This is a genomic window from Streptomyces sp. NBC_00306 (assembly GCF_036169555.1).
Classification (GTDB): domain Bacteria; phylum Actinomycetota; class Actinomycetes; order Streptomycetales; family Streptomycetaceae; genus Streptomyces; species Streptomyces achmelvichensis.
Genome location: NZ_CP108032.1, coordinates 6,393,960 through 6,408,142, shown reverse-complemented (window position 1 = coordinate 6,408,142; position 14,183 = coordinate 6,393,960). Strand labels below are relative to the sequence as shown.

Annotated in this window: 12 protein-coding genes; 7 read left to right on the top strand and 5 right to left on the bottom strand. The window is 71.9% G+C overall.

Going from position 1 to position 14,183, the window contains the following annotated elements:
- Positions 1–60 precede the first annotated feature (60 nt).
- Complete coding sequence (locus tag OHA05_RS28510) at positions 61–1,182, bottom strand: SchA/CurD-like domain-containing protein (protein ID WP_313943432.1); 1,122 nt, start codon at positions 1,180–1,182, stop codon at positions 61–63.
- Positions 1,183–1,402: 220 nt separating this feature from the next.
- On the opposite strand from OHA05_RS28510, the gene OHA05_RS28505 reads away from it, so the two are divergent.
- From OHA05_RS28505 to OHA05_RS28495, 3 genes are all read left to right on the top strand, one after another.
- Positions 1,403–3,034, top strand: a complete 1,632-nt coding sequence (locus tag OHA05_RS28505; protein ID WP_313943433.1) for an FAD-dependent oxidoreductase — start codon at positions 1,403–1,405, stop codon at positions 3,032–3,034.
- A gap of 126 nt (positions 3,035–3,160) precedes the next feature.
- Positions 3,161–5,854 carry a SpoIIE family protein phosphatase gene (locus OHA05_RS28500; RefSeq protein ID WP_313943434.1) on the top strand — a complete coding sequence of 898 codons (2,694 nt, stop codon included), beginning with the start codon at positions 3,161–3,163 and terminating at the stop codon, positions 5,852–5,854.
- Positions 5,851–6,654: an AAA family ATPase gene (locus OHA05_RS28495; protein ID WP_328862081.1), complete on the top strand. Its 804-nt coding sequence runs from the start codon at positions 5,851–5,853 to the stop codon at positions 6,652–6,654. The genes OHA05_RS28500 and OHA05_RS28495 overlap by 4 nt, the downstream gene beginning before the upstream one ends.
- Positions 6,655–6,770: 116 nt before the next feature.
- On the opposite strand, the gene OHA05_RS28490 is transcribed toward OHA05_RS28495, so the two are convergent.
- Positions 6,771–7,355 (bottom strand): histidine phosphatase family protein, encoded by a 585-nt coding sequence (locus OHA05_RS28490; protein ID WP_313943436.1) that lies wholly within the window; start codon positions 7,353–7,355, stop codon positions 6,771–6,773.
- A gap of 263 nt (positions 7,356–7,618) precedes the next feature.
- On the opposite strand from OHA05_RS28490, the gene OHA05_RS28485 reads away from it, so the two are divergent.
- Together OHA05_RS28485 and OHA05_RS28480 are read left to right on the top strand one after the other, a co-directional pair.
- Positions 7,619–7,834: a CbtB domain-containing protein gene (locus tag OHA05_RS28485; protein ID WP_313943437.1), complete on the top strand. Its 216-nt coding sequence runs from the start codon at positions 7,619–7,621 to the stop codon at positions 7,832–7,834.
- A gap of 18 nt (positions 7,835–7,852) precedes the next feature.
- The gene (locus OHA05_RS28480) at positions 7,853–8,620 is read left to right on the top strand and encodes a CbtA family protein (RefSeq protein ID WP_313943438.1); all 768 of its coding nucleotides are present in this window, start codon (positions 7,853–7,855) and stop codon (positions 8,618–8,620) included.
- Between the two features lie 154 nt (positions 8,621–8,774).
- Here OHA05_RS28480 and OHA05_RS28475 read toward each other — a convergent pair whose 3' ends face one another.
- Positions 8,775–10,040 carry a GDSL-type esterase/lipase family protein gene (locus tag OHA05_RS28475; protein WP_328862080.1) on the bottom strand — a complete coding sequence of 422 codons (1,266 nt, stop codon included), beginning with the start codon at positions 10,038–10,040 and terminating at the stop codon, positions 8,775–8,777.
- A 172-nt stretch (positions 10,041–10,212) separates the two neighbouring features.
- Here OHA05_RS28475 and OHA05_RS28470 point away from each other — a divergent pair, with 172 nt between their 5' ends.
- Positions 10,213–10,608, top strand: coding sequence for a VOC family protein (locus tag OHA05_RS28470; RefSeq protein ID WP_313943440.1), 396 nt, complete (start codon positions 10,213–10,215; stop codon positions 10,606–10,608).
- On the opposite strand, the gene OHA05_RS28465 is transcribed toward OHA05_RS28470, so the two are convergent.
- Together OHA05_RS28465 and OHA05_RS28460 are read right to left on the bottom strand one after the other, a co-directional pair.
- Positions 10,548–11,282 (bottom strand): DUF6597 domain-containing transcriptional factor, encoded by a 735-nt coding sequence (locus OHA05_RS28465; protein ID WP_328862079.1) that lies wholly within the window; start codon positions 11,280–11,282, stop codon positions 10,548–10,550. The two genes, OHA05_RS28470 and OHA05_RS28465, sit on opposite strands and share 61 nt — an antisense overlap.
- Positions 11,283–11,361: 79 nt before the next feature.
- Entirely contained in the window at positions 11,362–12,516 is a 1,155-nt protein-coding gene (locus OHA05_RS28460; protein ID WP_313943442.1) for a YihY/virulence factor BrkB family protein, read from the bottom strand.
- Between the two features lie 17 nt (positions 12,517–12,533).
- Here OHA05_RS28460 and OHA05_RS28455 point away from each other — a divergent pair, with 17 nt between their 5' ends.
- Positions 12,534–14,168, top strand: coding sequence for an acyl-CoA dehydrogenase family protein (locus tag OHA05_RS28455; protein WP_328862078.1), 1,635 nt, complete (start codon positions 12,534–12,536; stop codon positions 14,166–14,168).
- Positions 14,169–14,183: the final 15 nt, after the last annotated feature.

Below are 14,183 nucleotides of genomic sequence, written 5' to 3'. Positions count from 1 at the left end.
TGCAGGGTCCCGGTGGTTCGGCCCTCTGGCCGCTTCGCCGGGCGCAGGGTCAGGACGCCGTCAGGACTCGGGCGGCGCGCTCCGGTCGGTGATGAGCTGCATGTCGGAGCGCGCGAGGAAGCGCGAAATCTCCGCGTCGGTGGTCGGCACGCCCTCGTCGCCGTCGGCGAGGAGCTTGGCGAGGCAGGCGGCCTTGCGGTCACCTGCGACGCCGAGTGCCAGCGCGGGGTGCCCGTCCAGCGGCCCGACGACGTCCACCAGGCGGACGACGATGTCGTCGCGCTGGAAGACCGTGCTGCCGGCGATAGGGTTCCCGGGGCTGTCGGCCGCCGCCTCGTCCTGCTTGGCGAGCATCCGGGCCAGGGCCATCCCGCAGCCCTCCTTGGCCTGGTAGAACAGCGCGTGCCGGTTGACCTCGTCGGTGTCCACTCCGTCGCCCGACACATGGTGCACGGCGGGCAGTGCGGCACGGGTGAAGAAGAGCCGCGCGGAGTTGGGGTCGTCGAGATCCCGGTCCTGCTCCAGGTACGGGTTGATGGCGTCCTCGACGGCCCGCACCTCGGGCTGCCGTGCCACGTGCCGCAGCGCGGCCATCAGGTCGCCCTGCACCTCGATCGCCCTGACGACGCGGTTGCCGTGCATGAAGAGCGAGGTGCGGCGCAGCCGGGTGTCGTCGTCGACGCGAGACGACGGCGAGGTGTAGCCGGCAAGGATCTTGGCGACCTTCTCCTCGGAGCCCGGCTTGACCGTGAACGTCAGCGCGTGGCGAACCACTCCGTCGCCGACGCGAGGAGCCGCCTGGAGGCCGCCCTTGCTGGGCGCGAAGGACTCGGTGAACGGCGCTCCGGTCTCCCGCAGCACACTGAAGCGCAGTGAACGCGTGTCCCGTACGCAGCTGTGCAGCGGCTGGACCGTCTCCACGTGCTCCTCGCTGTTGACCCACGCGAGGAAGGGCGGTGCACTCTCCCACTCGCTCGTGATGAGCCACTGCGACGGGTTCTCGATCGACTGGCAGAGCTGGTCGTTGATGTGCCCCGGTACGGAGGCGACCTGGTTCCGCATGTGCTCGTACGCCTCGAGGAACTGCTTCTGCGCCCCGTCGTGGAGGTCCAGCAGCAAAATCACCCGAAGCCTGGAGCCGTCGAAGGCGGACTGCGATATCCGTTCCGACAAGGTTGTCATCCTTGTTCACACTCCTTCGCGACCGTGCCAGACATGGCCCGTCGTCAGTTGTCGGTGGAATCCGCACGGTCGAGCCCTGCGGATCCGCAACGATCGCCCCACATGGCCCGGGGGCGCTCCCGCAACCGATCGTGGTCCGGGCCCGCGTCCGGCGCGAGAGCTGAGCACCATGCGGGTGAATGGGCGAGGGAACCCCTGTCCCGCCGGGCATCTAGTTCCCATGGAAGAGAACGCCGATCACCGCGTGCCGGTACTGATCGTCGGCGGGTCCCTGGTGGGCCTGGCCACCTCGATGTTCCTGAGCCGTCATGGCATCGGGCATCTGCTCGTCGAGAAGCACTCGGGCACATCCACACATCCCCGCGGACGAGGAATGAACGTCCGCACGATGGAGCTGTTCCGCGTCTGCGGAGTGGAACAGGACATCCGCGAGGCGGCGGCCGTCCTCGCCGACAACCACGGAATCCTTCAGGGCGGGTCCCTGACGGGCAATGACTCCGCCTGGCTGTTCAAGGAGATCGACCCCGGCGGCCGGCTGGCGCGGATCAGTCCCGCCGGCTGGTGCCTGTGCAGCCAGAACGACATCGAGCCGGTGCTCTCCGAGCATTCGCGACGGCTCGGGGCGCAGATGCTGTACTCGAACGAGATGCTCTCGTTCGAGCAGGACGCAGGCGGTGTCAGCGCGATCGTCAAGGACCGTACGACGGGCGAGCACAGGACCGTGCGCGCCGACTACCTCGTCGCCGCCGACGGGCCGCGCAGTCCCGTCCGGGAACAGCTGGGCATCGGCCAGACCGGCAACGGCGAGTTGTTCCACAACGTCAGCGTCACGTTCAACTCCCGGCAGCTCGCCGACGTCGTCGGCGACCGGCGCTTCATCGTCTGCTACCTGACCAAGCCCGGAGCGGACGGGGCCCTGCTGCCGGTGAACAACGTCGACCGCTGGGTCTTCCACGCGCCGTGGCACCCCGAGGACGGTGAGACCCTCGACGACTTCACCGACGAGCGGTGCGCCGACCACATCCGCCGGGCGGTCGGGGCCGAGGACCTGGATGTCGAGATCACCGGCAAGGCGCCGTGGCACGCGGCCGAACGGGTCGCGGAACGCTACTCGGACGGCCGGGTCTTCCTCGCCGGCGACTCCGCCCACGAGATGTCCCCGACCGGCGCGTTCGGCTCCAACACCGGTATCCAGGACGCCCACAACATCGCCTGGAAGCTGGCGGCGGTGCTGAAGGGCTGGGCCGGGCCGGGGCTGCTCGACACCTACGGCATGGAGCGGCTGCCGGTCGCGCGGGTCACCAGCGAGCGCGCCTCGGCCCGCTCGGCGGAGCACAGCCACCCCGGCTACGCACCGTCGCCCACCTCGGGCGGCGGCCGGCAGGGCGGCGTGCTGATGGTGGCCATGGGCTACGGCTACCGCTCGGGCGCTGTCGTCGGGGTCGACCCCTCGCTGGCCGTGGTGCCCGAGCGCATGCAGCTCTCGGGGGACCCCGGCACCCGGGCCCCGCACATCTGGGTCACCGGACAGAACGGCCGTGTGTCGACGGTGGACCTGTACGAGCAGTCGCTCGTGCTGCTGTGCGCCGAGAACTCACCCTGGCGCGAAGGCGCCCGCAAGGCCGCGGCGGGACTGTCCGTACCTCTGGAGGCCTACGCGATCGGCGGCGGGCCCGCCGCCGACCTCGCCCCCGAGGACGGGGAGGACTGGGCCGAGAGGCACGGCACCACCCCCGAGGGCGCGGTGCTCGTGCGTCCCGACGGCTTCGTGGCCTGGCGTTCGCCGGGTGCGGCGGCCGATCCGGAGGCGACGCTGCGCAAGGTGCTCACGGAGGTTCTGAGCCTGGGCTGAGTACTTCCCGGGCAGACAGCAGGTCCGGCACGCGCGACGCATCTGGGCAAAGGCGTCGCGCGTGCGGCCGTTGCGCTCTACGGTGCGCGGATAGCCCACCGTATGCGGGAGGTGTAGAAATAGGACATGGCCGCACGCTACGGCCGCCGGCGCTCGGTTCTCCGGATGAGAACCCTCGCAGGTCAGGTCTTTCTCCTGCAGGTGGCGATCGTGGTGTTGCTCGTCGCCGCAGGCATGGGCGCGCTCGTTCTGCAGTCCCGGTCGGACAGTGAGCGCGAGGCCCGCAACCGTTCGGTGGCGGTGGCCGAGACGTTCGCGCACTCGCCCGGCATCGAGGCGGCGCTGGAGAGCCCGAACCCCACCGCGATCCTGCAGCCGCGCGCCGAGGAGGCGCGAAAACGTTCCGGCGTCGACTTCATCGTCGTCCTCAGCACCCAGGGCATCCGCTACACCCATCCGCTCCCCGACCGGATCGGCAAGCAGTTCGTCGGCAATCTGGCCCCGGCCCGGGCCGGCGAGGTGGTCACCGAGAAGATCACCGGGACCATCGGGCCACTCGTCCAGGCTGTGGTGCCGGTGCGGGGGTCCAACGGGGCGGTCATCGGCATGGTGTCGGCGGGCATCACGATCGACCACGTCAGCGGTGTCGTGGAGGACCAGTTCCCGCTGCTGCTGGGCGCCGCGGGAGTGGTGCTGCTGCTGACGACCGGTGGCACGGCCCTGGTCAGCAGACGGCTGCGACGGCAGACGCACGGCCTCGGGCCCACCGAGATGACCCGGATGTACGAGCACCACGACGCCGTCCTGCACGCCGTACGCGAGGGCGTGCTCATCGTCGACGGCGAGGGGCGGCTGCTGCTCGCCAACGACGAGGCGCGGCGACTGCTGAGTCTTCCGGCGGACGTGGAGGGCCGGCCGGTCGCCGAGCTGGGTCTGGACCCCCGTACCGCGGAGCTGCTGACCTCGGGGCGCATCGCGAGTGACGAGGTCCATCTGGTCGGGGACCGGCTGCTCGCCGTGAACCAGCGCTCGACCGACGCGGACGGCGGACCGCCCGGCAGTGTGGCGACGATCCGCGACACCACCGAGCTCCAGGCCCTCACCGGCCGGGCGGACGTGGCCCAGGCGCGGCTGAAGCTGCTGTACGACGCGGGTACGGAGATCGGCACCACGCTGGACGTGGTGCGCACCTGTGAGGAGCTGGCGGAGTTCGCCGTGGGCCGCTTCGCCGACTACGCCACCGTCGACCTGATGTCGGCCGTGCTGCGCGGCGAGGAGCCGACCCCGAGCGGCGGCGGCGCGGAGATGCATCGCGTGGCCTTCCACGGACTGCGGCAGGACTCGGCGCTCTACCCGCTGGGCACGGCCATCCGCTTTCTGCCGACCACCCCGATGGGCGCGGGGATCGGCAAGGGCGAAGCCGTCCTGGAGCCGGATCTCGCCGCGCTGAGAGGCTGGCAGCAGCAGTCGCCCGTTCGGGCGCAGAAGCTGGTCGACTCCGGATTTCACTCCATGATCGCGGTGCCGCTGCGAGCCCGCGGGGTGATCCTGGGCGTGGCGATGTTCTGGCGCTCCAAGCGGCCGGAGGCCTTCGAGGAGGAGGACCTCTCCCTCGCCGAGGAGCTGGTCGCCCGGGCGGCGGTGAGCGTGGACAACGCCCGCCGGTACACGCGCGAGCACACGATGGCGGTGACGCTCCAGCGCAGTCTGCTCCCCCGCGGGCTGCCGGAGCAGAACGCCCTGGACGTCGCCTTCCGCTACCGCCCCGCCCAGGCGGGCCTCGGCGGGCTCGGCGGAGTGGGCGGCGACTGGTTCGACATCATCCCGTTGCCGGGCGCGCGGGTGGCGCTCGTCGTCGGCGACGTCGTGGGGCACGGGCTGCACGCGGCGGCCACCATGGGCCGGCTCCGGACGGCGGTGCACAACTTCTCCACCCTGGATCTGCCGCCCGACGAGCTGCTGTGGCATCTGGACGAACTGGTCGCCCGGATCGATCAGGAGGAGGTCGCCGACGGCAACGAGGGCGGCGAGTCGGGCGTCACCGGCGCGACCTGCCTCTACGCGATCTACGACCCGTCCACCGGCCGCTGCACGATGGCGCGGGCCGGGCACGTCCAGCCGGTGGTGCTCCACGCGAACGGGACCGCGGACTTCGCGGAGGTCCCCGGAGGTCCACCCCTCGGTCTCGGCGGGCTGCCCTTCGAGACGCTCGAACTCCAGCTGCCGGAGAACAGCAGCCTGGTGCTCTACACGGACGGTCTCGTCGAGGACCGCGAGCGGGACATCGACGAGAGTCTGGCCCTGCTGCGCCGTACCGTCGCGGGGCATCCGGACCGCAGTCCCGACGAGACGTGCGAGGCGGTGCTCCGGGCCCTGCTCCCCGAGCGTCCGCGGGACGACATCGCGCTGCTCGTGGGCCGTACCCGCGTACTCGACCCGGCGAAGGTGGCGGACTGGGAGGTCCGGCAGGATCCGTCCGCGGTGGGCGAGGTCCGGGGGGCTGTGGCACGCACGCTCGGGGAGTGGGGTCTGGAGGAGGAGGCCTTCACGACGGAGCTGATCCTCAGCGAGCTCGTCACCAATGCCATCCGCTACGCCATCGGGCCGATCCATGTCCGGCTGATCCTGGACCGCAGCCTGATCTGCGAGGTCTCGGACCACAGCAGCACCTCGCCGCATCTGCGCCAGGCCGCGACCACCGACGAGGGGGGCCGCGGGCTGTTCCTGGTGGCCCAGTTCGCCGACCGCTGGGGCACCCGGTACACACCGGACGGCAAGGTGATCTGGACGGAGCAGCCGTTGCCGTCCGAGGACCTGTGACGGGTGGTGAGGGCGCCGGGGTGCTGTGGATCGGCGGCCCGCCCGGGGCCGGCAAGACGACCGTGGCCAGGCTGCTCGCCCGTCGGCACGGTCTGCGCTGGTACAACGCCGACGCGCACACCTGGGAGCACCGGGACCGCGCGCTCGCGGCGGGCCACCCGGCGGCGGTGAGGTGGGAGGCACTGTCGCGTGAGGAGCGGTGGTCTGCGCCGGTGGCGGAGATGCTCGCAATGTCACTGCACCGCGAACGCGGGCCCATGATCCTCGATGATCTCCGGGCGCTGCCGCCCGCACCGCTGACCGTCGCCGAGGGCACCCCGGTCACGCCCTCGGTCACCGGCGCCGGCGCCGCCGCGGTGTGGCTTTTGCCCACGCCGGCGGTGCAGGAGGCCCGGCTGGCCGAACGCGGTCTGGAGCGGGGCCAGAGGGAGCTCTACAGGTTCCTGGTTCGCGAAATCGCCGAGGAGGTGGAGGCGTACGGGGGTGCGACGGTCGTGGTGGACGGCAGCGACAGCGTCGAGGACACGCTTGCCGAGGTCGGGAAGCACGTCGCGGCGGCGCCGGCCGACGGCCCGGTGGCACGGACGGCGGCCGGGCGCGGTGAGCTGCTGCGGTATGCGAACCGGGCTGTCGTCTCCCAGTACCTGGCCTTCTTCGCCCGGCCGTGGGCACCGGGAGATCCGCGGACGACGGTCCTCGCCTTCGCCTGCGAGTGCGGTGCGGACGGGTGCGAGGAGGATGTACGGCTCACGGTCGCCGCGTTTCCGCGCAGCCCGGTGCACGCGCCGGGACACGGATAGCCGGGGACATGGACAGGGGCCGAGGCGACGGACGCCGGTCGTGCGGCCGGCCCCTGCCCGCCGACCGCCGACCGCCGCAACTGCCCGCATCGCGGCGGCCGGACGAAGCACGTCGGTCAGGGACGGTCCCGCTCCCCCGCGAGCGGCCGGCCGCAGCGCAGATTCCACCGGCCGGCCCGGCCGCTCAGTTCGGTGAGCGTCAGCGGTGCCACGTCGAGCCGCCAGAACACCTCCGTGGGAAGGCCCAGCGCATGGACGGTCACCGCTCGCGCGAACGCGGGCTCCACGACCGCCAGCACCCGCCCCGCGTCGTCGGGCAGGGAGCGCAGCCAATCGCCCGCCCGGGCGCGGAGCGCGGTCAGGGACTCGCCGCCGTGCGGGACGGCCGACGGGTCGGACAGCCAGGCGGCCACCGCCTCGGGTTCGCTCGCGCTCACCTCGTCCAGCCGCCGACCCCGCCAGCGGCCCATGTCCCAGTCGCCGAGCCGGTCCGCCGGTTCGGCCTGAAGCCCCAGCGCCTCGGCCGTCGCGCGGCAGCGCAAAGACGGTCCGCACAACGGCTGTTGGACCCGCGGCAGATCGCCCGCGGCGGCCCGGGCCGCGCGTGCCCCGAGCTCGTCCAGCGGCTCGTCCGCCCCGAAGCGCGCTTCCCGCACCGCGGCCGTCGTCGCAGGTGAGACCAACATCACCCGTACTGTCATCGGTTGCCCGTCCTTCCCGCCGCAGTCCCCACGGCGCAAGCACATCACGGGTGTTCCGGTGTTCTCTCGCGCCCCCACGCGCCGTAGCGGCGCGGGCCCGCAAGCGGTACGGTCGCGTGGACATGACGACGGTGTGACGGAAGTCCGGTGAGAATCCGGCACGGTCGCGCCACTGTGTACCCGTACCTCTGCGGGAAGTCAGACCCAGCACCTTCGTCTCAGGCACCACGATCGGGACGCGTGTTCCCCAAGGAGGTTCTGCCATGGCTCAGTCCGTTGCGCCCGCCACCACCGCGCCGGCCATCACTCCCATCTCGCTGAAGGCGATTGCTCCCTGGGCGGTCTTCTTCGGCATTCTGATGCTGGTCCTGCTGTACTTCGTCGGCGCCGAGCAGGGCGCCACCTCGCTCATCGCCGGTGAGAACGTTCACGAGTGGGTCCACGACGGACGCCACCTGCTCGGCTTCCCCTGCCACTGAGACCCCGGGGGAACGATCATGAACTCCATATCTGTGAGAGCCCTGCTCGTCCGCGGCATGCTCGCCGGACTGGTCGCGGGCGCGGTCGCGATGGCCGTCGCGTACTTCCTGGGTGAGGGTCCGGTCGACTCCGCCATCGCGTTCGAGGAGAGCCACTCCCACGAGCACGGCGGCGAGGAACTGGTCACCAGGGCCATGCAGTCGACCGCGGGGCTCGCCACCGGTGTGCTCGTCTTCGGTGTGGCGGTCGGCGGCATCGCCGCCCTCGCCTACTGTGTCGCGCTCGGCCGCATCGGCCGGTTCGGTCCGCGCGCCACGGCCGCGCTGCTCGCGCTCGGTGCGCTGCTGAGTGTGTACGTCGTGCCGTATCTGAAGTACCCGCCGAACCCGCCGGCCGTCGGGGATCCCGACACGATCGGCCAGCGGACCTCGCTGTACTTCCTGATGGTCCTGCTCAGCGTGCTGCTGTCGGTGGCCGCGGTGATCCTCGGCAAGCGGCTGGCCCCGCGCCTGGGCAACTGGAACGCGACGATCGCCGCGGGCGGTGCGTTCGTGGTCGCCGTCGGTCTCGCCTACGCGTTCCTGCCGTCGTTCAACGAGGTGCCGAAGGGCTTCCCGGCCACGGTGGTCTGGGAGTTCCGGCTGGCGACGCTGGCCATCCAGGCGACGCTGTGGACCGTCTTCGGTCTGGTCTTCGGCTTCCTGGCCGAGCGGCTTCTGACGCCGAGGACGGTGCCGGCGGCGGAGGAGAGAGCCTCGGCCTCCCCTGCCGTGGCAGCGAACTGATTTACCGTCAGCATCCAGGAACCCGCCGGGAGACCGGCGGGTTCCTGTGTTTCGCCCGCCCCGGCCCCTTGCAGAAGGGGGGCCGGGTCGTCGCCTCACGAGCGGGGCGGGCAGCGGCGTCGCCTCCCCCATCGAGGGCTTCGCCCCACGGAGTTCAGCGCGTGAACGTCACGCCGACCTGTTCCGGAGCCTTCCCCGCGGCTCCGCGGCACTGGGCGTCCATGCCCGGCCCGGCGGTCGCCAGCCGGCCGACGACGAGCGTCAGACAGCGGCCGAGCGCCTGCTGACCGTAGTAGTTGGGGTGCAGGAGCTCCTGTGCCTCGTCGGCGGGGAGTTCGGTCTTCGTCCGCGGCACGTAGCGGACCCATTCGGCCTTGGCGGCGGGCGGCGAGACGACGGTGCCGTCCGCGGCGAACGCGGTCTGGAGAGGCTGCTTGCCACAGACCTGGTGGCCGTCGAGCAGCCGGCCGAGGTCGACGTGGTCCGCGCCGGTCCGCACGGCCGCCTTCTTGATCTCCCGGTTGAGGGCGGCGCCCAGACCGGTCGCGATCCAGCGCAGGTCACGGTTGTAGAAGGGACAGCCGTACGCGCTCCAGCGGTCCCAGCCGTTCTCGTCGTGCGCGGCGGTCGTGGCCGCCTTCCCCGAGGCCAGCGGCAGCGGATAGGACTGCACGAGGATGCGCGGGGAGGACCCGGTGTCCTTGACCGCTGCCCGGACCGCCTCGACGGCCCGGGCCACCTTGGCGCCCACGGTGCGCACGCGCTCGACGGCCGGACCGGTGACCGCGGTGTCGGTCGAGCAGTAGCGGTCGTTCTTCCAGGCGTCGGCGCACACCTTCATCGTGTCCGTCAGGCGGACGTCGTTCCCGCCGACCGAGACGACGACCACCGTGACGTTGTTCTCGGTGGCCAGCGTCCTCAGCCGGGCCAGCTGCGACTCCTCCGCGCGGAAGTTCCGCGACAGATGCGTCGTCGCCGCCCCGGAACAGGCGATGTTGAAGCGCTTCGGGGTGCCCGCACCGATGACGGCGGCGTCCGCGCGGTGGCAGCCGGGGCTGTAGATCTTCTCCAGGCCGATGCCCGCGGTCTTCACACGGTCGGTCGCATCGCGCAGGGCCTGCGGGATCCCGCCGAAGTTCTTGAGCCCTTCGGCGTTCCCCTGCCACCGGGCGCCCTCGCCGGAGATGAAGCTGTCGCCCATGGTCACCAGAGCGTCGGGCTTCGCCTCGGCCGCCACGGCGGCCGGGGTGCCCAAGGTGGCCGTGGCGGGCAGCACCGCGAGGGCGCACAGCGTCGCGGCGGCCCGGTACCGGCGTGCGCGCACCGTCCCGGATCCGGCCGTGGCGAGGGCCGGCCCCGTGGCCGGCCCCGTGGTGGCAGGCGCGGATCCGGTCGTGTCAGGGGCGGGGCATGTGGTCATCGGCGAGTCCTTCCGCAGTGGTTCCCCCTCTCACTCAGTGATGTTGGAGTCGGCGCGGGACGGTCAGTCCTGCCGGGGCGGGAAGTCACCCGTACGGAGCGGGACGCTCGGCCGGCCGCAGAGGTCCGATTCGTTCAAGACCCCTGGCGCGCGCCCTGCCTAGATTGACGACATGACTCCACGACTCGACGCGATCGGCATCGTCGCCTCCGACATGGCCGCATCTCTCGCCTTCTACCGCCGCATCGGCCTGGACATCCCGGCCGACGCCGATACCGCCCCGCACGCCGAGGCGACGCTGCCCAACGGGCTGCGTGTGCTGTGGGACACCGAGGAGACCATCCGCTCCTTCGACCCCGAGTGGACCCGCCCCACGGGCGGCGGCGAGCGCATCGGTCTCGCCTTCCGCTGCGACAGCCCGGCCGAGGTGGACGCCGTGTACGCGGACCTCACCGCGGCCGGGTACCAGGGGCACCTCAAGCCCTGGGACGCGTTCTGGGGGCAGCGCTACGCCGTGGTGCTCGACCCCGACGGCTGTGGGATCTCGTTCTTCGCGGACTCCGCGTAAGCACTGAGGGTCGTACCCCCGAGGCCCCGCATCTCCCGGGCGAGGTGCGCCTGGTCGGCGCAGCCCGCGGTGAGTGCGGCGTCGGCGTACGGCACTCCGGCCCGCACCAGCGTCAGCGCGCGCTGGAGCCGCAGCACCCGGGCCAGGGTCTTGGGCCCGTATCCGAAGGCGAGCAGGGAGCGGCGGTGCAGCTGGCGGGCGCCGAGGCCGGCCGCGGAGGCGGCGCCGGCGACGGTGCCGCCCTCGTCGAGACGGCGGACGACCTCGCCCAGCACCGGGTCGGGACGGTCGGCGCCCGCGGCGCGGGCGATCGCCACGGTCTCCAGCTCCCCGGCGGGGTCGGCGGCCGTCAGGATGCGCTCGGTGAGCCTGCGGGCCTCGGCCGCACCCCACAGATCGGCGATGTCGACACGCCGGTCCCGCAGTTCGTGCGCCGGTACGCCGAGGAGCGCGGGCGCGGTGCCAGGGGCGAACCGGACACCCATGGCCGTGATGAGCCGGGTGTCCGCGATCTGGGCGCGGGAGTCGGGACCGGCCACGAGGAGCCGGCCGTCGACCACCATGAGGTCCATGCAGCCGTCGGGCAGTACGGGGTGGGCGGGACCCGGGAGGTCGGCCGGGGTGCGGGTCCACACGGCGGCGCCCTCCAGGCGCGACGGGCGTTCCACGTACATGCCATCGAGGCTAGTGCGTCGCGCAGGCGCCGTCCCGCGTCCGGGGGCAGCGCGGACGAACGGCCTCAGGAACCCGCCGTCACTCCCCCGGCGGGGTCTGCTTGTGGTGCTCCCTGCCGGAGTGCAGCCGGGAACGTACGTCGTCCGGGGGCAGGAAGCGCGACCAGCGCTCCGGGAACTCCGAGGGCATGGGCGCGTCGTCCCCGTCCGCCTCGTCGTCGTCCGGGTCGTCGTACATGTGCGCCGCCTTCGCGCGGGCGAGGATCTCCGCCGCCTGGGCGGCGCGCATGCGCTCGTTGGCGGCGCGGGCCGCCGCGGTCGCGACCGACGGCCAGACACGGTCGATGGCGGCATTGACCGCGGCGCCCACGAGCACCGCGAACGCGGTCAGACCGATCCAGAGCAGGACGGCGATGGGCGCGGCGAGCGAGCCGTAGATCGTCGGCCCCTCGACCGTGCTGGTCAGGTAGATCCGCAGCAGGAAGCTGCCGAGCACCCACATCGCGAGCGCCACCAGGGCGCCGGGGACGTCCTCGATCCACGGGGAGCGCACGGGTACGGACACGTGGTACAGCGTGGTCAGGAAGGCGATGGACAGCAGGATGACCACCGGCCAGTACAGGACCGCCACCACTTCCGTGCCCCACGGCATCAGCTCCACCACCCGGTCGGGGCCGACGACCGCCAGGGGCAGGACCACCGCCCCGATCAGCAGGGCGATGATGTAGAGCAGGAACGCGAGCAGGCGGGTGGCGACGATGCCGCGCTGGCCGTCGAGGCCGTACATCACGGTGATGGTGTCGATGAAGACGTTGACCGCGCGCGACCCCGACCACAGGGCGATCGCGAAACCGATGGAGATGATGTCCGGCCGGCCGCCGTGGGTGACGTCCTCCAGCAGCGGCTTGGCGATCTGGTTGACGCCCCGGTCGGACAGCACGGTGCCCACCGCGGTGAGGATGTTCTCCTCGATGGAGGCGACGGTGGTGGTGTCGGTCCAGTCGTCTATGTAGCCGAGCAGACCGATCAGGCCCAGCATCAGCGGCGGCAGGGACAGCAGCGTGAAGAACGCGGCCTCGGCCGCGAGGCCCAGAATGCGGTACTCGATGCACGAGTTGACCGTGTCTTTCAGGAGCAGCCACGCCATCTTCCGCTTCGAGACGTTGCGGTAGAGGACCCGGGCCCGGTGGAGCCGTCCCGGTGGCCGCTCGGGTGTTTCATTTGCTGCCTGCACCTCCTTACCGTATCGGCATGGCAGCTACCACCCACACAGTGACCAACCAGGCTCCGCCCCTGGTGGGGTACGACGTCTACACGTCCGACCGGGCCCTCACCGAAGCCGTGGAGCGGCATGTCGCACCGGGCCTTCTCGACGAGGCACGAGAGGAGCTCTCGGAACTCGGCCGCAGCGCCGGATCCGCCCAGGCGCAGGAGTGGGGGACGCAGGCGAACGAGAACCCGCCGAAGCTGCGGACGCACGAGCGGTACGGCAACCGGATCGACGAGGTCGACTTCCATCCGGCATGGCACCGGCTGCTCGGCCACGGCGTCACCTCGGGTCTGACCAACGCCTGGGGCAGGCCCGCCGGACACGTCCGGCGCGCGGCCGGTTTCCTGGTGTGGACGCAGGCCGAGCCCGGACACGGTTGTCCCCTGTCCATGACGCACGCGGCCGTGCCCGCGCTGCGGACGGACCCGGCGCTGGCCGCCGAGTGGGAGCCGAAGCTGACGTCGCAGATCTACCAGGAGGGTCTGCGGCCCGCGGCCGACAAGCCGGGTGTGCTGTTCGGGATGGGGATGACCGAGAAGCAGGGCGGCAGCGACGTCCGGGCGAACACGACCCGGGCCGAGCCGGTCGGCGGGGACGGCGAGTATCTGCTGACCGGTCACAAGTGGTTCTGCTCCGCCCCGATGTCCGACGGCTTCCTGGTCCTCGCCCAGGCCGCCGAGGGTCTGACGTGTTTCCTCGTGCCGCGGATCCTCGAGGACGGCACCCGCAACGTGTTCCGGATCCAGCGGCTCAAGGACAAGCTGGGCAACCGGTCGAACGCGTCGAGCGAGGTGGAGTTCGACGGGACGTGGGCCCGCCGGGTCGGTGACGAGGGGCGCGGGGTGCGCACCATCATCGAGATGGTCGCGGCGACGCGGCTGGACTGTGTGCTGGGCTCGGCCGCACTGATGCGGCAGTCGGTGGCACAGGCCGTGCACCACTCCGTGTACCGCAGCACCTTCGGCGGTCCGCTGATCGACAAGCCGCTGATGCGCAACGTCCTGGCGGACCTGGCGCTGGAGTCGGAGGCGGCCACGGCGCTCGGGCTGCGGCTGGCCGCCGCGTACGACGCCGACACGGAGGAGGAGCGGGCCTTCCTGCGCCTCGCCGTGCCCGCCGCCAAGTACTGGGTGACCAAGCGGTGCACGCCGACGGTCGCCGAGTCGCTGGAGTGCCTGGGCGGCAACGGCTATGTCGAGGAGTCGGGGATGCCCCGGCTGCTGCGCGAGTCGCCGCTCAACTCGATCTGGGAGGGCTCGGGCAATGTCCAGGCGCTGGACCTTCTGCGCGCGCTCCAGAGGGAGCCGCAGGCTCTGAACGCCTTCCTCCAGGAGGTGGGCCGGGCGCGAGGGGCGGACCACCGGCTGGACGCGGCGATCAAGGACCTGCTGACGGAGCTGGCGGACCTGGACGGCATCGAGGCGCGGGGCCGCCGGCTGGCGGAGCGGATCGCGCTGGTGCTCCAGGGTTCGCTGCTGGTGCGGTGGGCCCCGCCGGAGGTGTCGGACGCGTTCTGCGCCTCACGGCTGGGCGGTGACTGGGGTACGGCCTTCGGCACCTTGCCGCACACGCTGGACCTGGCGTCGGTCGTCGAACGGGCGCGGGCCGAGGTCTGAGCCGGCACGCCGATA